This window comes from Arthrobacter sp. MP_M4 (assembly GCF_035984855.1).
Taxonomy (GTDB): Bacteria; Actinomycetota; Actinomycetes; order Actinomycetales; family Micrococcaceae; genus Arthrobacter.
Genome location: NZ_JAXCHX010000036.1, coordinates 1 through 21862, shown reverse-complemented (window position 1 = coordinate 21862; position 21862 = coordinate 1). Strand labels below are relative to the sequence as shown.

Genomic DNA, 21862 nt, shown 5'->3' with positions numbered 1-21862 from the left:
TTCAGATGCAGCCGTGGCCTTCGTGCGTCTATCCTCGATCAGGATTGTGCGCACGGCACGACATTGGTGGAGGTTTACTGGCCCTAACTAGTTTCCCGTCGAGCTCAGGCCGAAGAATCGTTCGAAGAACGCGCTGAGTTTGGCGATGACGCTTTGTTTCCTCTCGCCGTGGCCGCCTGCTGCGGAGAACCGTGAGACTGGCGGCAGTACTTTGGTGATCGCGGTTCCGGTGGTGCGGATCTGGCCGTCGCGGAATGCGGTCTCCACGAAGGCGCGGGTCTCGTCCGGGCGGAGGTCCTCATCTTCTATGATGGCGTCGAGCTCAGCTTCACGTTTGGCGGCGATGAACGCCCGCCATTCGTGACCGATTTCGCCGTCCGCCGAGAGGGAGTCAACGAAGTCTTCGATGAGGTCTTTTTTGTTGCGCAAGGTGGGGCTGGCATCCACCGCGCGAGTGATCTCTGCGCGGATTTCCTTGTCGTCGCCGTCACCGAATTCGTCGCGGTATTTTTGCACCAGCATGAGGATGTAGTCGACGTTGATCTCGACCTGTTTTATCAGCTCGATCTCGAAGACGATGTCGTCGTTGATCTTTTCCTTCTGCGCATTCTTGTCCTTGCGGAAATCCGCGTACAGGTCCAGATACACGCTGCGGTAGTCCTGGCCCTGCCGGTCGTTGAGGATCTCGTGACCGGTGAACTCGTCGAACGAGGTGAGGATGTTCTGCAGGCGCAGGATCGCACCGAACAGACCAATGAATTCCTTCTGCGCCGACTCCCCGATGATCGGGGTCCCCAGCGGGAACATAGTTAGCAGCTCGGTGACCTTCTCGGCATAGTCGCTGTAGTACTCGCCGTAGGGCTTGAGCAGCACCACCCCGCGGGCGTCCTTGTTACCGAACAGTGCGATCGCGTCGTTCGTCTGTTCCTCAAGGTCACGGAAGGAGACGATGTTGCCATAGGTCTTGACGGAGTTCAGGATGCGGTTAGTGCGGGAATAGGCTTGGATCAATCCGTGGGCTCGGAGGTTCTTGTCTACGAACAAGGTGTTCAAGGTGGTCGCGTCAAAACCGGTGAGGAACATATTGACCACGATCACCAGGTCGAGCTCGCGCTGCTTGAGCTTCAGCGAAAGGTCCTTGTAGTAGTTCTGGAACCGGTCGGCGCTGGTGTCGAAAGAGGTGCCAAACACGGCGTTGTAGTCCCGAATCGCGGCTTCCAGGAACGAGCGGGCATCGGCATCCAACGCGCTGGTGTCGAATCCTTCCTCCTCAAGCGCGCCGTCCTCGACGGGATCGTTCGCACCATAGGAGTAGATCAGGCCTATCTTCAGCCGCTTGTCGGGGACCAGCGCTTTCTGCTGTTCCCGGAAGTGCTGGTAATACATGCGGGCGGCCTGGATCGAGGCGGTGGCGAAGAGGGCGTTGAACCCGCGCACCCGTTTCTCCCCGAGGGTGTAGCCTTCGGTGCGTTTGGTCTTCTGGTCGAAGTGCTCCCGCGTGTATTCCACGATCTTGCAGATCCGTTCGTGGGCCAGCAACGCTTTTTCGGTGTCGATCGCGGAGACCTGCTTGTCGACCACTTTGCCGACCTTGACCGTGTTCACGTAGTCAATCCGAAACGGCAACACATTCTTGTCTGTGATGGCGTCGACGATCGTGTACGTGTGCAGCTTCTCGCCGAACGCCTGCTCGGTGGTCTTCAACTGCGGGTTCCCGCCGCTGCCGGAATTGGCAGCGAAGATCGGCGTGCCGGTGAAACCGAACAGGTTATAGCGCTTGAACGCCTTGGTGATCGCGGTGTGCATGTCACCGAACTGCGACCGGTGACACTCGTCAAAAATGATCACGACGTGGCCACTGTAGATCGCATGCCCCTTGTTGCCGCCGATGAACGTCGCGAGCTTCTGGATCGTGGTGATGATGATCTTTGCGCCCGGATCTTCGAGCTGTTTCTTGAGCACCGCAGTGGAGGTGTTCGAGTTAGCGGCGCCCTTCTCGAACCGGTCGTACTCTCGCATGGTCTGGTAATCGAGGTCCTTGCGGTCCACCACGAACAACACCTTGTCGACCGAGGGCAGCTTCGAGGCGAGCTGGGCCGCCTTGAACGAGGTCAGCGTCTTGCCCGATCCTGTCGTGTGCCACACGTACCCGCCGGCCCCGATCGTGCCGAGCTGCTTGTAGTTAGTGGAAATCTCGATCTTCTGCAAGATCTTCTCGGTCCCGACAATCTGGTACGGGCGCATGACCAGCAGCATCTTGTCGGCGGTCAGCACGCAGTACTTGGTCAGGATGTTTAGCAGCGTGTGCTTAGCGAAGAACGTCTTCGCAAACGCGGGGAGATCAGTGATCGGCTTGTTTTGTGCATCTGCCCACCAGGAAGTGAACTCAAAGGAATTGGAGGTCTTGCGGACGCGCTTGGACCCCGCAGCCTCGCTCAGGTGCTGGCGGCGCGTGGTGTTGGAGTAGTACTTCGTCAACGTGCCGTTGGAGATCACGAACAACTGCACGTATTCGAAGAGGCCGGCGCCTGCCCAGAAGCTGTCGCCCTGGTACCGGTCGATCTGGTTGAACGCCTCACGGATATCCACGCCGCGGCGCTTGAGCTCGATGTGGACCATCGGCAGCCCGTTGACGAGCACCGTCGCGTCGTACCGGTTCGCGTACTTCCCGCCACCCTCGCCCTGTGGGGTCTCGTATTGGTTGATGACCTGCAATCGGTTGTTGTGGATGTTCTGCTTATCCATCAGCATGACGTTCTTAGTCGAACCGTCATCCCGCTTCAGGAGCTGGACATGATCATCCTGGATGCGCACCGTCTTCTCAACGATGCCGTCATTCGCACCCGAGACGCGCTCAGTGAAGAACTGGTCCCACTCCGCGTCGGAGAAGATGACGCTGTTCAACGCCTGCAGCTGGGTGCGCAGATTGGCCACCAGCTGGACCTCCGACGTGACCGGCAGGTACTCATACGCCTGGGACTGGAGAAGCCGGATCAGCTCACGCTCAAGATCAGCCTCCGACTGATACGCCGCCTCAGCAGACGGGTCCGCCACATACTCGGCAACCACAGTGCTCTCATTGGAGACCGCGATCGGGTCATACTTCCGCGGAGTTGCTTCACTCATCCAACTGCGTCCTCGAACGTTAGCAGCCGATCACGGTAATACTCATACTGTTTCCGACGAGCTATAAGCTCAGCCGGCAAGTCAACGCTTAGGTCATTTACAAGAGCATCAAGCTGGTCGAGGATAAAAATTATGCGCTTTTGCTCGTCAATATGTGGGACAGAAACAGCAATTGATGACGCAGCTTTTGCCATAAGTTTGGGGTTTCCCATCCCTCGGCTCACATAGCGGTTGGCAGTCAGGCCAAGCTGATAGTAGAGATATTTCGTGAGGATTACTGACGTATTCTTGACCTTAAGAAGACCACAGACATTCGTTATGCTGAATTGCTCATTATTATGATAGAAAACGGACCCTGCGTTTGCGCCGTCAGTCGTCCATGTTATGGACTCAAAATCGTATGCATAGGAGTCAATATAGCCAAATATTCCAAAGTTCTGAGTTTGTGATGAATACACGGGATAACCGCCAGCTCGATCCCGCAGGTGGTCTTTGGAGATAACTTTGCCTCGACTAACGTTGCACAACTCCCCTACTGTGAAAATCGGAACGCCATGGTGCTGTTTATATACGAGTAGTTCATTTCTAATGTAATCATATTGTTGTTTTCGGGCTTCTAGCTCTGCTTCTAGCTCTGCTTCCAGCTCCGCTTCCAGCTGGGTGAACTGATCCAAGACCCGCACGATCTCCCGCTGTACCTCCATAGGCGGCACAGGTACAACGAAGGAGCCCATTATCGACGCGTTTAGGTTGTTTATCGTAGTCGTCGAAAGCGTGCGATCTAAATGCTCGGAGAAGCTTCGACCGATCAGCATGTGGAACAGGAAGCGCGGTTCCAGGGTGCCATTCGTCCGTAGCACCCCCATGAATCCGCCGAACGTAAATCCGGATAGATTTTCAAAAATAAATGCAACTTTGCCAACGTGAGCTTTACTCCCGCTCGCAGCACTTATGAGAATGTCATTAGCGTAAAGCCTCTGATTGTCGCGAACTCGCACATTCGAAGAGACATGTTTTATGTCATCGAAGTTGAGCGTGTTTGACGCGAGGGTGATGTTGTTCGAGCGCAGAACCCGAAGTGGTCCATTTTCTTGCTCATCATTTTTGCCATAGGTGACCCCACGCACGTACGTTGCGAGTTCGGAGAGCGGCTGGGTACGAACCCCAGCCGTGCAATGCTCCGCAATTAAATCATCGATGCGGCTCATCGCACGCTCTCAATGTCAGCGACAATTTCATCGATCGATGTGCGGAGTACTTGCTGGCGGCCGACGATGCGGGCAATCTCGGCATTGAGTTCCGTGATGTCCACGATCTGGCGAGTGTCTTTGGCTTCGACGTAGGTGGTGACGGCGATGTTGTAGTCGTTGGTCCCAATGTCCGTGTTGGACACCAGCTTGGCAAAGTGGTCTGTGTCTTCACGGGTGGTGAAGGCGTCCAGGATGTTCTGCTGGTGGTCGGTGGTGAGTTTGTTCTTGTTGCCGTTGCGGGTGAACTCGGCCGAGGCATCGATAAACAGCACAGCGTTGTCGTTCTTGGACTTCTTGAGCACGATGATGCAGGTCGCGATCGTGGTGCCGAAGAACAAATCTGGCGGCAACTGGATGACGGCGTCGACGTAGTTGTTGTCGATCAGGTATTTGCGGATCTTGGCCTCTGCCCCTCCGCGGTAGAGAACGCCGGGGAACTCGACGATCGCAGCCGTGCCGTTGACGGCCAGCCAGGACAGGATGTGCATGGTGAATGCCAGGTCTGCCTTGGACTTCGGCGCCAGCACGCCTGCCGGGGCGAAGCGGGGGTCGTTGATCAGTAGCGGGTTCGCATCCCCCTCCCACTTGATCGAGTATGGAGGGTTGGACACGATCGCCTCAAAGGGCTCGTCGTCCCAATGCGCAGGATCGATTAGAGTGTCGCCGTGGGCGAGGTTGAACTTCTCGTAGTTCACGTCGTGGAGGAACATGTTGATGCGGGCGAGGTTGTACGTGTTCAGGTTGATTTCCTGGCCGAAGAAGCCTTGGCGCACATTGCCCTTGCCGAGTATCTTGTCGAACTTCAGCAGCAGGGACCCCGAGCCGACTGCCGGGTCATAGACCTTGTTCACCTGGGTCTTGCCGACGACGGTTATGCGGGCCAGGAGTTCTGAGACTTCCTGGGGCGTGTAGTACTCGCCGCCGGACTTGCCAGCGCTGGAGGCGTACATCTGCATGAGGTACTCGTAGGCGTCACCGAACAGGTCGATGGAGTTGTCCGAGAAGTTGCCGAGCGGCAGGTCCCCGATGGCATCCAGAAGTTTCACGAGCTTTTCGTTGCGCTTGGCTACCGTGTTGCCGAGCTTGGAACTGTTCACATCAAGGTCATCAAAGAGGCCCTTAAGGTCATCTTCACTGCCGGCGCCAACGGCGGAGCCTTCGATGTTCTTGAAGACCCGTGCGAGCGTCTCGTTCAAGTTCGCATCGTTCTGGGCCCGTTTGCGGACGTTCTGGAACAGCTCAGACGGAAGTATGTAGAAGCCCTTTTCCGCGACCGTCTCGACGCGGCCGAACTCTGCCTGTGAGTTGGGCAGGACGGCATAATCAAAGCTAGCGTCACCGGCCTTGTGCTCGCCGGTGTTGATGTAGGCGGTGAGGTTCTCGGAGATGAACCGGTAGAAAAGCATGCCGAGAACGTAGCTTTTGAAGTCCCACCCGTCGACCGACCCTCTGAGGTCGTTCGCGATGCGCCAGATTGTCTTGTGCAGCTCGGCGCGCTGTCCTTCTTTGGTGGTGGGGGCCATATCTCGTCTCCTGCGCTGCTGCGCGCGAATAATTCACACTCGGGTTCAACTGCTCAGGATATCTGCGAACTCTCTCGATGGAGCTTTACCGCGCGGGCCCTGTACACGATCGTGACGCAGCGGTCATTCGGGCCACCTACTCCAAGACCTCGCCACCCTTGAGGGGGACTGGAGATTCGCAACGAATCTACCGGCAGGGTGAGCCCGTCCGGGGCGCAATATCGCGTTCATCACCTGGGTGGCCGGCCGCGGGTGCGCCCCGACTGCCAGCCGGGAAGAGCGCCGTCAAGGAGCTTGATCTTGGCGGGGTCGAGTTCGCCGCGGCGGTGCTTTTGCCGCTGGGCATGGATCCACACTCCGAGAGTGTGCTCATGGTCTGAGGTGTAGTGGTGGTGGCGGGGCCAGTCGTTGCCTTCGGTGCGGAAGCCCGCGAGCTGGGCGAGCCGGTCATGCCACCGGGCTTCGTCCGTAGCTGCCCTGTGGCTCCCGGCCCACTCGGGGACCCGCGCGAGGCCGTCACGGTAGGCCGGATGAAGGGTGCCTTCGGCTGCTTCGTGCCGGCGGTCCGAGAGCCACCGGGCCATCGACCGTTCACCCTTGTCCTTTGAGTGGTCACGGGGAAGCCGGCCTTCGGTCGCGACCCAGCTGATGATCTCTTCCATTCGGGCAAAGCTCGCGAGGGAGGGACTGGATTTGGAGGCGGCCGCGGCCAGATGTGCCACTTCGAGCCCCGGGTCCTGGCGGCGAGCGATGACCAGGTGGTAACCGACGGTGGCGGGTTCGGCGCGCACCAGCTCAGCGATGCGTTTCCGGTTCAGCCCGAGCCGGTACATCAACACCCATTCCGCGTCAGGGGCGCGCCGCAACTGCCTGTCCATGATGGGAGTCATCTTGCCACTACGTTGGCTTGGAGAGGTCACTCCGAAATATGTATGTACGAAAAAACGCCTGACAGGGGCCAAGAGGTGGTGCCAGTCACGACTCGCCAGGGCATCTGCGCGGGCTCATGTAAAGAATGTAAAGAATGTAAAGAATGTAAAGAATGTAAAGCTGTGTAAAGGATGGTCTGTGAAGAATCCGTTCAAACCGACAGCCGACGCCCGGCCTCCACTTACCAGCGGGGCACAGCGGGATAGTGCTTACTCATGAGCATGCGTCAGGGTCATGCCCACCAACCGAGTAGTACCATTCCGACCAGCCTTAGCCGTTACATCGATACCTAGTCCGCGTCCGGGCGGCAGTCACTGCCCGTCCATGACGGGTGTCATCCGGCCACGGCGCCGGCTCAAAATGTCTTGTTCGGGGAGCGTTCCGATGCCGCCGGACGTGAGTGAAGGGTCGCTGATTGGATTGTGAAGCGTCCACCCGGTCCCTCGGGTGCGTCCAGATACCCTGGTCAGCCTCCGCCGGGGTCACGCCCCTTCAACTTCCGCAGGTATTCGTCCATCGTGAACTCGCCGCGCAGGTACGCGTTGATGTTCTCGACGGTCTCGCGTGTGGGGTGCAACCCGTCCAGGGCCCAGCTGGCCATCGTGTCGATGGTGAGTTCGCGTTTCTGCTCAGGGGTCAGGACACGGACTGTTTGCTCGGGGGCCGTTGCTTTCGGCGCACTGCGTTTGCTGGTATCACCCATGACGACCTCCCTTCTGGTTCTCCTGGTCCTTCAAGTTTATCGACTGAACTGGAGACTGGGGGTCGGCTCAATGGCACTCACCGGGCGACTGAAGCGCTTGGTCGAATCGTTTGCCATGCAATGGGTCTGGCGTCGTAGACGGTTGTCGTGGTGATCCAATGTTTCTCGTTACGATCCGGACGGAGTGTTTCGTGATGTTCTACGAAGTTCTAGCTGGTTCTAGGAAAAACCGTAGAACCATCTAGAACTTGGTAGAACTCGGAATACCTGAGGTCGTCACCCCTAAGAACCCAGGGCTTACAATCTGGGTTCGAGCCCCGTGCGCTCCCGTACCGAGACCGTTGGCCTCCGTCCGCTCAGAACGGGTCCATGGTCCACCTCCGTGACGCGAAGCCCTTGGCTGTTGAGGACCTCACGGAGATGATGAACGCAGCGGACTGAGAGGGGCGAGGCAATGTCTGATGCGGATCACGAAGCCCGAGCGTCCAGAAAGGGAACCATTCTGTGTATACGGAGGGGAATCCTGGCGGCCCAACTTCGGATTACCCTGGACGAGATCCAGGGACGTCAGACGCCGGAGGCGGTAGTACGACTTGCACAGCTAACGCCCCCAAAGCTGCCGTCACCCTCCGTCACGTTGAGAACGCCGGACGGGAAGCTCCGGAGCGATCCGGCGTCACGGAGAGAAATGGCCCTGCATGTGCGCCGCAACACTCTCGCCGCGCAGTTGAGGGTGGCCTTGGACAAGGAACGGGGCCGGGTGACTCCCGAAGCCGTGACGACGCTGGCCCAGATGGAACTTCCATCTCTGAGGTGAAGGATCTTGGCGCCGCCGCCCGGACAATCGCCGCGGCTCATGCGCGTGCATTGGCATCCCGCCGCGGCCGCAATTCCTCGAAACATGCACCAAAAATGCACCACGAAGCTCCTCAGAATGCAGAAAACCCCCGGTTTCCCGGGGGTTTTCACTGGCGGTGACGGTGGGATTTGAACCCATTGTCGGTTTCGGCGACGGAATCCGAAAAATAGGACGAAAAACAACCGGAATGCCCCAGTAGTGTTGGCCAGAACTGGTTTTCTGAAATGAAAGCTACGTTGGTAGATAGGTCTTGACGTGTCGGGGAACGTCATCGGCTATGCGAGGGTCAGCACCCGGGGGCAGTCTTTGGATCCACAGGTTGCCAGGAATACGCTTCAGGGGTGACGCAGGACCGGGCGCGGTGGATGGAATGCTTGGACTACCTGCAGCCGGAAATTGTCCTGATGGTTGCCGACCTCACGACGCTGGGCATCTCGGTCGGCGCGACCTCCAAGAAGGCAAGACGGACTAAGACCATCGTTGAATGCGCGCTGAAAGCCAAAGCCACCACAGGCGGTGCCTAGGGAATGATCGCGCTGGTCGCGACCAGGAGTCGGTGAAACCGCCGAGCAGCAGCGCCCCGATGATCGTGAGGATCATTTCGGGACTGTCATAGATCCTGTCCAGCCGCGAGCAATCTCAGAGCGGATTGCTCGGCCAAATGGGGCTCTGTCGCCCACCGGCTTAGTCGTGGATTGCAGCATTGTTCATTACCGCTGGATTGGCGCCCAGGCGAGACAATTCGAAGCCTGGATGTAATAGGTACTCGGCCAAGGAGCGCCCGGCCTGACTTGGGCTGGATCCGGGGAAATCAGCAGAACTGAGCCTGGCCAGAGTGGATCGGGCAGCGCTTCGATCCAGGCGCGCTGAACATGGTCGAAACGGTTCCACCGGATCGTTATCCAGGATCCCGTGGGTTGGAGGGAATCGACGCTCAGAACTGTGACCTCTGCTGTGGTGCGGTGCGCCAGCTTTGCCTCGTCGAAGCGAGTCCACTTTGCGTTTGCGGTCGCTGTCCAACACTTAAGCCGGCGCAGGCGGGCCAACCAGACGGCGCAGGCAAAAGTGATGGCCAGGAGGGCTGCAAGCGCTGTCGCTTGGAGCAGCAAGGTCGGCGGCCAGCTGGCGGCCATAGTTCCCAAAAGGTATGTGACACACACCGAGAGGGCCGCGCTAGTCAGAACTAACGCAGGTGTCGCAAGCTTCGGCTTAAGGACTGGGTTTGCATCCATTGAGTACCTTCTCGACCAGTTTAGATTTGCCAGTCAACATTGATAAGCCGGTCTCCCCACGTAGTCGGGTCGTCAAGCAACTTCGAAGCCTGCCCGTGACTGGCAGACGATAGATCGGCTTGATCAATGAGTCTGGCAACCCTTGCGCGCTGCTCCTGTTGTTCCCAGTCGTATGAGTCAGGAACAGGCCCCAAGGGGAGGGGAGAGTCATCGATGCCCCAGCGGTCCCTATGGATGGTGACTTGGCGAATGATGTCCGTCGCATGCTCTGGAAGACTATTCGGACCCAAGGTCTCCATGAGCGCCCGTCTCCATTCGGTGTCACGCATCATGGCGTCGCGGGAGACACGGCTCATCCGCTGCTGGATCCGGTCCTGAACCTGGTTGATCATTTCGGCCAGATCGGGACGAGAGGTGCGGACAGGTTCAGCCAAGGGATTAATTGCCACTGCGGGCATCCCGGTCAGAAACTGACGGAGTCGGGAGTGGACGATGGCCGCCATGTCTCGAGCCGACGCGTCTGTTTTCAGCGCAGCGATGACAACACGTTGCGCGCTTGGACGGCTGACGCCACTGGATCGGCGCCACGCTGCGACAGCCGCGCCCCACGACGGAGACTGCTGAATTTCTGAGGCTCTGCCGGGAGTGTGAGCCTCAAGGAACCCCGCCAGGTCGTCGGCGGCTGCGACTTGTGCGAGGTAGTCGTATTCAGCGCTGAGGTGCTCCAGGCTGTCAGCCTTCGACTGCTCGGCGTCGCGGACTTCGTGGGCGGCGCGTTCTGCGCCTTCTGCCGCAAGGACCTCACCAAGGATCTGGCGCCACGAGGACGGCAACGCGGGATCCAGGAGCTCGTCGTCCGAAGGATCGTTTTCGCTGACATACGCGTGGTTTCCCGCTCGTCCTCGGGTCATGCTCACGTACAGCAGTTCCCGCGTGAGCCGGCCTTGCGTCACCACTGTGTGTCCGGTGTCGACGGTGATGCCCTGCGAACGGTGAGCCGTCGTCGCGTAACCCAGCTCCACCGAGGCCTCAACGTATTCCCGGGCAAGAGCAATGGTGGCGCCGGTGTCCCGTCGCACCGCCGTCAGCGCGCCGTTTCGCCCGCCAGCGCGGACGACGTCGAGCATGGTTCCGTTCCGGATGTAGTCACCGCTGCTGTCGGTGATGCTGCGGTCATTGTGGCGGGCAATGACGGTGTCGCCAGTGCCGGCCCGCAATCCGTCGCTGAGCGGCACCGTGTGTTCCGCGTCCACGAAACCTTGGAGAACGCGGTCGGCCTGGGCGCGTTGGTTGAGCATGCTGACTGTGTCGTTGTCGGCCGCGATGAGAATGGACGACTTGCCTTCTTGGAGGTCCGATTGCCAGTTCAGGTAGGCTTCATTGACCATGTCGACGTACGAGCCGTGATGGATTCGTCGGTGCCGGTCATAGTCGGCGATGGCCGCGAAGTCCCCGGCGCGGAGTTGGAGCGATGCGTCCTGCTCCCACTTTTGTTCGAACCGCCAAATGGTGCTCAGCCGTAACGTCTTGCCTTGCCGGTCGAGCCAGCCGAGGATACCGCCGGCATCAATGGCATCCAGTTGCCCGGGGTCACCCACCAGCAGCACCTTGGCCCCGGCGTCCCGGGCCTGCTGGACCAGCGCAGCAAGCTGAAGGGTGGCGACCATGGAGGCCTCATCGACGACGACCAGCTGGCCGGGATGGAAACGCCACCTGTCCTGTTCGGCAGCGAGCCGGGCGGCTCTCTGAGCGAGCCGAAGGGACAACGGGCCGGGAATTGCACCGACGGTGAGCTGTTGCTCCGTGGCGAAGAACTGTGCAGCCCGATGGCCGGCTCCCTGGCCGAGCGACTCGTAGAGCCACTTCGCGACGTTTTCCGTGGCCATTGCCAGCTCTCGCCCGAGGACGTCGGCGCTCGCCGCGGCTGGCGCCAGGCCTACGACCGTACCGGCCCCGAACTCTGCCTCCCAGGTCGCTTTGACCGCGCCGAGAGTGGTGGTCTTGCCGGTTCCGGCGGGACCGACGACGGCATCAAGCCGGTTGCCGCTGAGCAGCGTCCGGGCCGCCGCCGCGCGCTGGTCGCTGTGTAGCTCAAGCCGACCGCGGTGTTTGTAGCCGGCGAGCGTTTCCATGGCGACGGCCGAGCTTACCGCCGGGCCGCCGTCGTCGTTCCTTGCCGCCATGACAATGTCCTCATTGGCGAGGGTCGCGGTGTCTGTGTAAAGACGGGAGCCGTGGAAGTCGAAGATGCTGCGGTTTGCGAAGAGGAGCCCGGGCTGCGCGTTGACGGGGACGGTGTAACGGTACTCGTTGAGTGGGACGGACTGGTTTTCAGCGGCGGTGGCAACGGCATCGATCATGGTGTTGCGGTCCGCCGGCGTGTTGCAGCGGATGTCGGCGCAGACCCGTTCGGCTTCCGCGAGGAGGTTCCACCGGTTCCAGGTGGCGCGTTTCGTTGCGACGCGCTCGCGGGTCAGTGAGCCGACAGAGTCGATCCAGTCGGCCGTGAAGTCACCGGTGCGGTACGGGGCGGCGTGGGAGCGTCGCACTGTGTTGGCGAGAACGAGGCTGGGCTCGAAGCCGTTGGCCGCTGCGCGGGCCCGCCACTGAGCGGAGAGCTGATGGAGTGGCGCTGCGGTTTCCGGTTTGGGGCGGCGGGTGGAAAGGGTTGCTTGCTGGCGGAGCTTGATGGTAGTTGTAGCGGTTGGCGGATCGCTGTGGCTGGCGGTCCATTCGGCGACGAGACGGTCGGTTTCCAGATCGATGAGCCGGGAGCGGTTGGAGAATTCGCGGATCAGCACCTGGTCGACGCCGGTGAGTTGCTGGCTGGGGTTGTGTGTGTCCGCGGCCGGCTCGCGGACGTCGGCGTCGGTGCCGAGATCCCGGTGGAGTGCGTCGAAGAGGAGACCGTTGTAGTGCTCGCTTGCGGCGACTGCGGCCTTGTAGAGCGTCCGCGAATCCAGCGTGACCCACGCATCGTCGGTGATGCGCTGGACTCGGTTGGCGATGACCAAGTGAGTGTGCAGCTGAGGATCTCCGGCACGAGACTCCCAATGGTCGAAGGCGGCGGCAATGGCTCCGAGGGTGCCGAGGTGGGCGACGCCGTTGCGGCCGGCCCGCGTGTGGATGACCGATTCTTCGAGCCACTGCAGGGTGGCGTCGACGGCGTCGTGGTGGGTCTGGAGAATCTGGTCCTGAAGAGCGCGGGGGCTCAGGGCCCAGAGGACGGACACGGATTTGGGAACGCTGAACGTGAGGTCGAACCCGACGACGGCGTGGCGCGTTTCGGTTTGGCCTTGGCTCTTCTGGACGACAGTGGGTTGGCCGTGCGGACGTCCCAGGGGAGTGCCGGTATCCGGGTGGACCGCGTGGTCGAAAAGAGCATTGGCGTCGGGTTCCGTGACGACGTCTCCGCGGGTCCGGCTGACGCCTTGCAGGCCGGAGCCAAGCCAGTGGCCCTGCGGCGTGCCCGCTTTCATGTAGTACGTGGTGGCATCGGCTGGAGTGACCGTCAGATCGTCCAACATTGTGGTCTTGAAAAGGTACTTCAGGCCCGACTGGGCGGATAGCCGGGCGATGGACATGGTCATTGCTTCTGTGCTTCCCGATGGCGGCTGGAGGATGTCCACCCTCGCCGGCGGAATATCGCTTTCGTGGTGTCGTCTATTTCAAGGCCGGTGGCCTGGGATAGAGCCAGTAGCCTGCCTGCGAGGCGGACCAAGTCCTGGGAGTCAGATTTGTGGGTCGTTTGGTGACGGTCGAGGTCTACTCGGAGGGTCTTGATGACGGCTCGTTGGTCCGCGTTCTCTGCTGCCAAGTGGTCGATGTCTTCGGCTTGGGACCGGAGCTGGGCATGAATCGAATCCAGGCGCTGGTTGCTCGTCGCGAGGGCTGCAGACAAACGGGCCTCGGCGTTGTGCGGGGGTTCCGTGGGGGCGGATGCTCTGGCGCGTGGATCGGTCGCAGCAAGCGCCACGGGAGCGGGTGGCGCCCCCTTTGCCCTTTGCCGCCGTCGACGATCACGCTGGCTGTTGGCGCAGCGCGTTGAGCAGAACCGCTGCGACGCGCGCGACGGCTCGAAGCGCTCGCCGCATTCTCCGCAAATCATTCCGCTCACAGTCGTTCATTAACGCCGACGCACCCTGCGACATGACCTGCCGTGAGTACGCGCTCACGGCGACAACCTTGGATGCCAGAGGTGTGAAGGTGGAGAGGTTCTGTGCTCTGGACATGTCCAGAGCACAGGTGTTCAATGGTTGTAGGCGATTCTTGGCGGCCCATCTAAGCGGGCCGATTCGTCGAAGGGCAGCGGGCATCGATACGAGCCAGCAGTCCAGATGATGGGATTCGAATGGGACATTTTGCGGACTCTGAATATTCGCCGGCGAGCATCGCTGCGGAGGGCTTCCGAGCGCTGAACCTGCCAAGCCATCTTTCCCTGGGCCGTCTGATCTCTATTATTGAGAGGGTCCGCGGACGGCGGATTGATGTCGACGTTTGTGAGTCTTTGAACAGCGGAACGGTCTGTGGGCTTTGGCTGTCCACGGACAGTCGGGAGATAATCCTGCACGCGCCGACGCCGTCGGCGCTTCACCGCCAGCAATTCATTCTTCACGAACTCGGACATATGGTGCTCCGCCACGATGAGACGGTGGTGTCCGCGAAGTATGCCGAAACCCTGTTTCCCAATCTCTCCGGCGAGAAAGTCTCGCGCGTCCTGGGGCGCAGTGACTACCTGGATGACGTCGAAGCCGCCGCAGAGACTCTGGCGGATCTCTTCGCCGCTGCTATCCGGGACAGCAGCATCGAGCCCCGGTCGTTTGAAAGGATTCTGGGGTGATCCAAGTCTTTGTCGCGGCTGTGATCTGGGGCCTGGTCCTGTGCCTCCTTCCAAGCATGAAGGGGCGCAGCGACCACAGCATCATGGTGGCTGCCGTGACTATTGCTACCGCACTTACCCTGAACGTCGACAAAATCTACCTCGAGGGAGACCGGCTTCTCGGCGGCCGCAATGTTCTGGACCTGGTGTCCAACACCTTCATGGTCGTTGGAATCTACTTTTTGTCCCGGGCGATCCTCCGGGCTGCCGATCCGGGTGAAAGGATGGACCGGCGCAACGGGGGCGACTTTGTTCTTCTGGGAGTGGTTGTCGTTGCGCTGATCGTCAGTTTCAGCCTGGTTGATGCCCCGCGGACTTCCTCCTCATTTATGAAGGACTTTGGCGGACAGTGGGCCGCCGCCACGTACTCGAGCATCCAGTTCCTTTACGTCGGGGTGGTGATGACCGTCACCGGCTATACGTGCTTCAAGTTCCGTGGCGAGATGGCGAGGCCGTATTTCCGCCTCGCACTCACTTTCATCGGCGTCGGCTGTTCCTTGGCCGTGGTGCTCGTTCTTGCGGTGCTGGGCATGGATGTCCTGCACCTGATGGGAGAGATTGAGTCGATGATGTGGCTTTCCTTCGTGTACGACGCCGCGGTATTCGGAGCAATGGCGTTTCTGTGCGTGGGCCTTGCCTTGCCGCCCGTCGCGCGCGGCCTTGAGCGCAGGTCCGATTCCCGGAGTGCCGCCGTCCTCCTCGACCGCTTAGCTGAGCCTTGGGAACGAACCACCGCGGCTCGCTCCGGGGTTCGGCTCGATGTTCCGGCGGTGGCCAGTGACCCGCGGGATGCGTCCAAGCAGCGTCTCCACCGAATGCTGGTTGAAATCCAGGACGCCCTCTTGGTCGCCCCTGAACTTGCCAAGTCACTGGGGGAGGGTGATATTCAACTACTGGCTGAAGCGGAGGAGTATCTCGGAGCCCGGTTTTCCACACCCGGGCAGTGGGGAGCCAGGACGTCAATCAAGGGAGAGGTGAAGTCGTGACAGATAACGACGGCGGGCTCTCCGAAACGCCGCAAGCACGCCTCGCCCGAAAATTGAATCTCCTCCTGGATCTTTTTGAGGCCCAAGGCTCTTCGCCCTTAACCTATCCGCAGATCAGCCGGCACATGGAAGACCGTGGAACGCCCCTGTCCCGTTCGCGGTGGGCTTATATGCGCAGCGGCGACGGTCCCATGGCGACGGACACGGCGCTTCTACGGAACCTCGCCGACTATTTCGGCGTCGACTCCCGGTATCTCCTGGACGACGCGGGGGAGATCCCCGATCTGGTCGATGCCCAACTGCAGCTGTTGCGGACGCTGCGGGAAAACCGCGTCAGGAATTTTGCAGCCCGTCAGCTGCAGGAGATTTCCCCCGCCACGCTGCTGCGTCTACGCCAAGTAATCGACGACCGCATGAAAGAACCAGAGGACGACGGCGATGAGTAAGGCCGTTGTTGGCGTGGTCATTGGAGGTGTCATGACGGGCGCCGCAGCGCTTTTTGCTGCTGCCTATTTCGCGCGTCAGATTGTGGTGCCCACGTCGCGGCGAGTTGAGGATCTGCCGATCCGCAGGGTGTTCCGCGACAGCAATAATTCGTTGCTGATTGAACTGCCTGCATCGCCGCGGACCACGGTTCCGGGCCGCTACAGCATTTGGTTTGCCAATGGGGCAGGCCACGCCTGTATCGGAAAGATCGTGGTGACTGACGACGGCGTAGGGCCCGCCGCCGTCGGGACGGTGACGCGAATGGTTGAACGGGTTGACTCGGGGGACCTGCTGAGCGCCAGGGCCGGGATCTGGAGCGGGTACGTCTATCCAACGCCGGACCCGCTGGGGCTTCCCTACAAAGACGTGGGGATTCCAGTGGAGAACGGCATCGCGCCTGCCTGGCAGTTCCCACCGACTGCGGCCGCCGCAGGAGATTCCGACACATGGGCTATCCATATCCATGGCCTGGGCGGCAAGAAATCCGGCGCGCTGCGCGGTGTACCCGTGGCGGACCGACTCGGTTACACCTCTCTGGTGGTTTCATTCCGGAACGATGGGGAAGCGCCGGCGTCAACGGATCGGCGGTACCACTTGGGACAATCCGAGTGGCGCGACGTGGACGCAGCTGTCTCATATGCCGTGGATCAGGGCGCGCGCCAAGTTGTGTTGTTCGGGTGGTCCATCGGCGGCACGATTGCTCTTCAGCTGACCCTGGAGTCGGAGTTCCGGGACCGCATTGCCGGGCTCGTTCTCGATGCACCAGTGATTGACTGGACGAGCACGCTGATGGCCAACGCCCGATCCAGCATGCTTCCGCGCTGGATTGCGGCCCTGGGGCTGCGGATTCTTGAGTCTCCCGGACTGTGTTGGATCGCAGGGCTCGGAACAAGCTTGAATTTGAGGGCCCTGGATGGGGTGGCCCGATCAGGCGAGCTCCGCCTTCCTGTTCTGGTGATCCACAGCGAACGGGACCGGTCGACTCCCTTCGCGGTTTCCCGCCGGTTCGTCGCCCGCCGTCGTGATTTGGCTACGCTGGTGACTTTTCCCTCTGTGGAGCACACACAGGAGTGGAATGTCGATCCGGAGGGGTGGGACGCAGCGGTGTTTTGGTGGCTCCGAAACCGTGTGGCGTCAGCCTGACTGCTGGTTCCCCGGGCAGATCAATCTCTCGATACGTGTTCAGGATGTTTCGAGCCCGTGATTTCGATACGCCGTGTTCCTGTCCATGTTCCATCCTGCGACCATTCCGCTACCGATCATCTGGTCGCTGAGCCTGGCCAGACGGTAGTCCGGGTCGGCTTCGAGGGCGAGCTGGAGGAACTGGTGTGCCTTGCTTCCTCGGCCTTCCCACCAATTGATGAAGGCGATCGCGGTGAGGATCGGCGCCGCGTGTTTGGTGCTGCTGTGAGTGTAGGCGTGGACCAGCATCTGTTCCGCCCATTCGATGCGGGACCATTGCGGCTTGCATTGTGTTTGGGCCAGGAGAACTTGGTCGAGTGGTTCGTCGATTCCGGGGATGTCGGCCATGAGTTGATCCCGGATGGTGGGGAACTGGAGGTTCGCGATCAGGCCGATGGTTTGCTGGTCGTTCGGGTAGGTCTTTGTGGCGAGCATTCCGGTCCAGAGTGTCCGGGCCTGATCCATCGCAGTGCCTATGTTCAGGCGCTGAATGGATTTCATGCACCTTTCGACGGCGGCGGCGGCTTGGGTTTCTTTGGGAGGGGCTGGCAGAGCAATCCGGTTTGTGGAGGCGATGGTGCTGCCGCGGTAGACGAACTCGGCGTTGATCTGGCTGTACTCGGTCGCGGCTAGGGGCAGAGACGGTCCGTCACCGGGCTCGCCGTCGTATTGTGAAACTGCGTCATCTCCTACCAGGAGCCCGTCACGAATGGTCATTCCCCGCTCGGCGAGGGCGCCAGTCAATGCAGCGATGGTTGCGGCGTGCGGCCTGACGCGGCCGGCCCTTGTGGGCAGAGACGTGTACACAGCGAAGAGCACGCTGGCGGCCTTGGCATCGTGGGCCAGGTATCCGGCGACGGTTTGTGCGTAGCTGATTTCTGCTCCGGGCTTCGGCAGGTCAACGCGCAGGGTGGCGCCGACGTGGTTTTCGGCGAGGGTGATGCAGACAAGACTTTCGCGGGGCCAAAACCCCAGGGTATGTCCGATGAAACTCAGCACGTCGGCGGGGGTTTTGATGGTTAACGCTTCCATGGCCTTTCTCCTTTATCAACTGGCGGGCACCGGTCGTGCCTGTCAGATCTCGGCGTCATTCTGATAGAGGAGCCACCGCTGGGTACGAGGGGCCGGACTGCAACTTGGGGAACCGGGCACGACCCGAGATTTCGCGAGGAAATAAGCGACGGAGGAGCGCCGAACGAAATCTTGGATCGCGATCGGCGCATAGCGCCCTGGTTGCGCGGAGGGCCCGCCCAGCGATGATGGGGAATCAGAATGACAAACAGCGAAGATGCTTCTGGTCATTCATGGATTGGTTTGGGCGGCGCGGCATGACGCGGGTGCATCTATTCTGCGGTCACAGCGACAGCAACAAGCTACCGGATGGGACTGCAGAAGTTTTGGCTGACAAACGGTCAGGGATAGCTGCAGCAAGGCGAGGCTTCAAAACGAGGACTGGAAGGCGCCGGCGACCGAAGCTCCAACCACAAGGAGGTGCGCAACAACGGAAGTTAGAAGGGAACACCCGGGCGGCACCCGCGAACCGAATGACCGTTCCGCAGCCGCGGAAGACATCAATGACGTCGGCGCGCGAATGTTCTGGCGGGTCACTATCCCCGGACGGTCCTCACGCGAGAAAAGTGAAGCAATTGGGTGAGGAAGACCCCTTCCTGCCCCTGCAACTGCAAACGCCGCCATCAACTGCGCCAGTGTCAGCGCAGACGGGCCGACAGAATTTCGCCGCGGAGGCGCCTTAACTCCTTGGCAACTTAGCTTCTGAGAATTTCAAAAATCGCATTCCTGAACGTCGCGACGGGCGGGCATCGCCAGTATGCCCCCCCGCTTACTCTTTTGAGCTCTAGCTCTGCGGGTCGGCGGGGACTCCAAGCTCCGCATGAGCGAAGCGGCGGCTCGGAGCATCCTGCATCTGAGTTTCCTCGCCCGAGCAGTCTTTCGGATCCTTTCCGGTGACTGGACTTGGGATCCCAGATCAGTAGGAGTGGCGGCTCTCTAGGTGCGGTCGCATCACATTGCTCGCGGACGGCACGCGACACACAGCCAGAGATTTCATTGGCTATGTCTAATATGAAGGATGCCAATCGAGAAACCACCGGCGCCGGGGGAACAGAAACATCAGCTGGGGGAGGACGGTACTCGTCGCGCCAAGCTTTGGTTAGATTCGACCATGAGGGTCCGCCACTCTTACACGAATATGGACGATAACGGACCAAGTAAATTAGCCTTTGAGTGGCCATACGGTGGTGAGTCATATTCCTATGACCTCGGCGGGGTTTTTCGAGGCGCACCCTTCAACAACCAGACATTCGTCGCCGAATCCAAAAATTACAAGGATGCGAATGACCAAGGCACCCACTTCGACAAGTTCTTAGCCCAAACTTATTGCACTATAGATAGATACTCGCGAATGGCCGACCACTTTATGTGGATCACGTGGGCTCCGTTTCGAATTAAAACTTGGACAAAGCTTGCATCGGATGAAAAGGTCCGTGCTGCTCTAATGGTGCACGCAAATAAGGTTTTCAACACAACGGATCATGAGACGGTTGCAGGCCTAATCGATCAAGAGATTGTAGACCGTATAACAGAGACGCTGTGGATGGTCGTCTTGTCGCCAAAGCAAGAGCAACTTGTAATCTCCGGTGAAGACCGTGCGGAACTATATAAAATTATGCAATTTCGCGAATTTCAAGAGCAGGGCGGAAGCTGAGATGTCGACTAGTAACCAGATGTCATCTGTCGCCAGCATCAAAAATGAGGTCCGCAGTCAGCTTCTGGAAGCCGACCCAGGTATTGAAGTTCACGATACGGAGTACTTCAACAACACGTACTCTCCCGACTTTATATTGAAGTGGCCTGGTCAAAAAGAAGTGCGCCGTGTATTTCTGCGGGCTGATAGCAACCCGCAGTATCTAGCGGAGGACATTGCCATTGTTGCTGACGAACAAGCCATACTGATGCCCTTGGCTGAATCAAAGCCTGCCAGGGATCCGGAGTTGGAAGCAGCATTACAAAGAAGGGCATCGCAAAATAAAGTCCTGATAGCAAATTCAGACAGTATCGCTGCTTTTATTTCGCAGACAAAGTCGTCCCCCTATACTACTTTGATCTCCCGCGCGATTTTCCAGGGCGGCAAGGGGGTAGTTCGCCGACCCCGTGCCGAAGCGGTGGCCGCTTCGGTTTCGGACGGTTTCGTAGACGCGAGTCATTCACGCGCTGACCATATTCCGGAAGCAGTGGAAACTGCCCAGAGTGTCCTAGATACTCCGCGGTCCAACTCCATCAGCAGCTTCATGCAGGCCCTATGGATCGCTTCAGGAGAGCGTGCGGATACATTTCCGGCCCTGGTGGCTTCTCAAGCTTCTTTGGACACGACATCGCTGTCGTTTCTGTTGGAGATGCCTGAGCTCGAGGATGATGACTTCTGGATGCGAATGGGGCGCAACATCGACATCGAGAAGATACTGTCTCTTAACCTTAGTGGCTCACCGGCAAATTTGCAGAGGCTGATGCGGGCCAATGCTGGTTCTCTTCGGGCGCGGGTATGCAGAGTACTACCTCCAGCGGATGGACCTAATCAACCACACCAATGGTTCCTTGGCGATGGAGGCCTCGGGTTACGACTCGACAATTGCTCGGCAATTTTTACGAATTCCAAAATTTCTGATATCACACAGGATGGCATGAGCTCAGTGCAACCTGTTTCTTCAGTGAGTGAGCGAGCGGCCTCGGCGAATATTAGGGTCGTTGCCCTCAGTATTTCGGCCAGAGAAAGTCGCATCGACTACGCTGGTGCCGCTGACCTCGACATCAGTTCAGATCCTCAATTGGGAAGTGTGGCCTCGGCCTTGGGTGCCGCGGCGGAGGTCGTTTCGGTCACCACAGCTGTGGGTGTTGCTGACCGAAAATTGAACTGCAATCTGCAAACCTCGACGAGCCACGGTAATTCTAATGCGAAATACTACTTGTCGGAACTTGCAACCAATTCCATACCTCTCTTCATCGACTTGAGCCGGGTCGAGCTATCGGGTCTCTATGATGCGGTTGGGGCAGCTCAGGACGCGGGGATCGCTAATTCCGGTCCGGAAGGTAAGGACGGCATCGCCGATGTGAACCCATAGCCCAAATGACAACTGCCCCGCCGGCGCGTGTGGCGAAAAAGGGCTCTCCTGACAGAAGTGTGCGTCAGGGATTGTGTGCTAAGGGGCATGGGTAACCCGATAGATTTGGGAGTTCCTACACAACCAATCTTCGGAGTTACCCATGCGTGCTACCACTCTACTCAATCGCGTCATTGGCCTGCCGGGGGTCCGCGTCGTCGATGTCGATCCCGGTAGCGGTGATGCTGGTGGCCCTTTGCTGGTGCGGGTGGCGTTGAAGGCGCGGAAACGACTTGACTGCCCGCGGTGTGAGTTCTCGACGATGGCCGGATATGACACCCGGTGGGCGGAATCTTCGTGGCGGCATCTGGACTTCTCCGGCCGGCTGGTGGTGCTCACGATGCTGCGCCGGCGCCTTGTCTGTCCCGTCCATGGCGTCGTGGTTCAGGGCGTGCCGTTCGCAAGGTACGGCTCCCGCTTCAGCACGGACTTTGAGGGCTCTTCAAGGTTCCCGGGGAAATAGGTTCGTGTTGTAGCTAGAAGAGGACTCGTGGTCCTGCTGGGATGAGTGTTACTACGCATTCAACCTGA

16 protein-coding genes are annotated in these 21862 nt (G+C 59.6%); 9 read left to right on the top strand and 7 right to left on the bottom strand.

Features of this window, described 5'->3' with window-relative positions; genetic code table 11:
* Positions 1-87: 87 nt before the first annotated feature.
* The 5 genes from RCH15_RS17865 to RCH15_RS17845 form a co-directional block, all read right to left on the bottom strand.
* A complete protein-coding gene (locus RCH15_RS17865; protein WP_326961996.1) occupies positions 88-3126 on the bottom strand; it encodes a type I restriction endonuclease subunit R in 3039 nt (1012 codons plus the stop codon).
* Positions 3123-4334, bottom strand: a complete 1212-nt coding sequence (locus RCH15_RS17860; RefSeq protein WP_326961995.1) for a restriction endonuclease subunit S — start codon at positions 4332-4334, stop codon at positions 3123-3125. The genes RCH15_RS17865 and RCH15_RS17860 overlap by 4 nt, the downstream gene beginning before the upstream one ends.
* Positions 4331-5899, bottom strand: coding sequence for a type I restriction-modification system subunit M (locus tag RCH15_RS17855; protein WP_326961994.1), 1569 nt, complete (start codon positions 5897-5899; stop codon positions 4331-4333). The genes RCH15_RS17860 and RCH15_RS17855 overlap by 4 nt, the downstream gene beginning before the upstream one ends.
* A 230-nt stretch (positions 5900-6129) precedes the next feature.
* Positions 6130-6789, bottom strand: coding sequence for a helicase associated domain-containing protein (locus RCH15_RS17850; RefSeq protein WP_326961993.1), 660 nt, complete (start codon positions 6787-6789; stop codon positions 6130-6132).
* 506 nt (positions 6790-7295) lie between these two features.
* Complete coding sequence (locus RCH15_RS17845; RefSeq protein ID WP_326961992.1) at positions 7296-7532, bottom strand: antitoxin VbhA family protein; 237 nt, start codon at positions 7530-7532, stop codon at positions 7296-7298.
* Between the two features lie 688 nt (positions 7533-8220).
* Here RCH15_RS17845 and RCH15_RS17840 point away from each other — a divergent pair.
* Both RCH15_RS17840 and RCH15_RS17835 read left to right on the top strand, forming a co-directional pair.
* Positions 8221-8349 carry a hypothetical protein gene (locus RCH15_RS17840; RefSeq protein WP_326961991.1) on the top strand — a complete coding sequence of 43 codons (129 nt, stop codon included), beginning with the start codon at positions 8221-8223 and terminating at the stop codon, positions 8347-8349.
* Positions 8350-8732: 383 nt separating this feature from the next.
* Positions 8733-8915 carry a hypothetical protein gene (locus tag RCH15_RS17835; RefSeq protein WP_326961990.1) on the top strand — a complete coding sequence of 61 codons (183 nt, stop codon included), beginning with the start codon at positions 8733-8735 and terminating at the stop codon, positions 8913-8915.
* Positions 8916-9643: 728 nt separating this feature from the next.
* On the opposite strand, the gene mobF is transcribed toward RCH15_RS17835, so the two are convergent.
* Entirely contained in the window at positions 9644-13213 is a 3570-nt protein-coding gene (mobF, locus tag RCH15_RS17830) for a MobF family relaxase (protein WP_326961989.1), read from the bottom strand.
* Between the two features lie 761 nt (positions 13214-13974).
* On the opposite strand from mobF, the gene RCH15_RS17825 reads away from it, so the two are divergent.
* The 4 genes from RCH15_RS17825 to RCH15_RS17810 are packed head-to-tail and all read left to right on the top strand — an operon-like array spanning position 13975 to position 17117.
* Positions 13975-14463, top strand: a complete 489-nt coding sequence (locus RCH15_RS17825) for a hypothetical protein (RefSeq protein WP_326961988.1) — start codon at positions 13975-13977, stop codon at positions 14461-14463.
* Complete coding sequence (locus RCH15_RS17820; protein ID WP_326961987.1) at positions 14460-15488, top strand: MAB_1171c family putative transporter; 1029 nt, start codon at positions 14460-14462, stop codon at positions 15486-15488. The genes RCH15_RS17825 and RCH15_RS17820 overlap by 4 nt, the downstream gene beginning before the upstream one ends.
* Positions 15485-15934 (top strand): hypothetical protein, encoded by a 450-nt coding sequence (locus RCH15_RS17815; RefSeq protein WP_326961986.1) that lies wholly within the window; start codon positions 15485-15487, stop codon positions 15932-15934. The genes RCH15_RS17820 and RCH15_RS17815 overlap by 4 nt, the downstream gene beginning before the upstream one ends.
* On the top strand, positions 15927-17117 hold the full coding sequence (locus RCH15_RS17810) for an alpha/beta hydrolase (RefSeq protein WP_326961985.1): 1191 nt from the start codon (positions 15927-15929) through the stop codon (positions 17115-17117). The genes RCH15_RS17815 and RCH15_RS17810 overlap by 8 nt, the downstream gene beginning before the upstream one ends.
* Positions 17118-17156: 39 nt before the next feature.
* Here the strand turns inward: RCH15_RS17810 and RCH15_RS17805 are convergent, their stop codons facing one another.
* Positions 17157-18188: a DUF4192 domain-containing protein gene (locus RCH15_RS17805; RefSeq protein WP_326961984.1), complete on the bottom strand. Its 1032-nt coding sequence runs from the start codon at positions 18186-18188 to the stop codon at positions 17157-17159.
* A gap of 1057 nt (positions 18189-19245) precedes the next feature.
* Between RCH15_RS17805 and RCH15_RS17800 the strand changes: the two genes are divergently transcribed.
* From RCH15_RS17800 to RCH15_RS17790, 3 genes are all read left to right on the top strand, one after another.
* Positions 19246-19881: a hypothetical protein gene (locus RCH15_RS17800; protein WP_326961983.1), complete on the top strand. Its 636-nt coding sequence runs from the start codon at positions 19246-19248 to the stop codon at positions 19879-19881.
* 19 nt (positions 19882-19900) lie between these two features.
* A complete protein-coding gene (locus RCH15_RS17795) occupies positions 19901-21292 on the top strand; it encodes a hypothetical protein (protein ID WP_326961982.1) in 1392 nt (463 codons plus the stop codon).
* Between the two features lie 142 nt (positions 21293-21434).
* Positions 21435-21794 carry a transposase family protein gene (locus RCH15_RS17790; RefSeq protein ID WP_326961981.1) on the top strand — a complete coding sequence of 120 codons (360 nt, stop codon included), beginning with the start codon at positions 21435-21437 and terminating at the stop codon, positions 21792-21794.
* Positions 21795-21862: the final 68 nt, after the last annotated feature.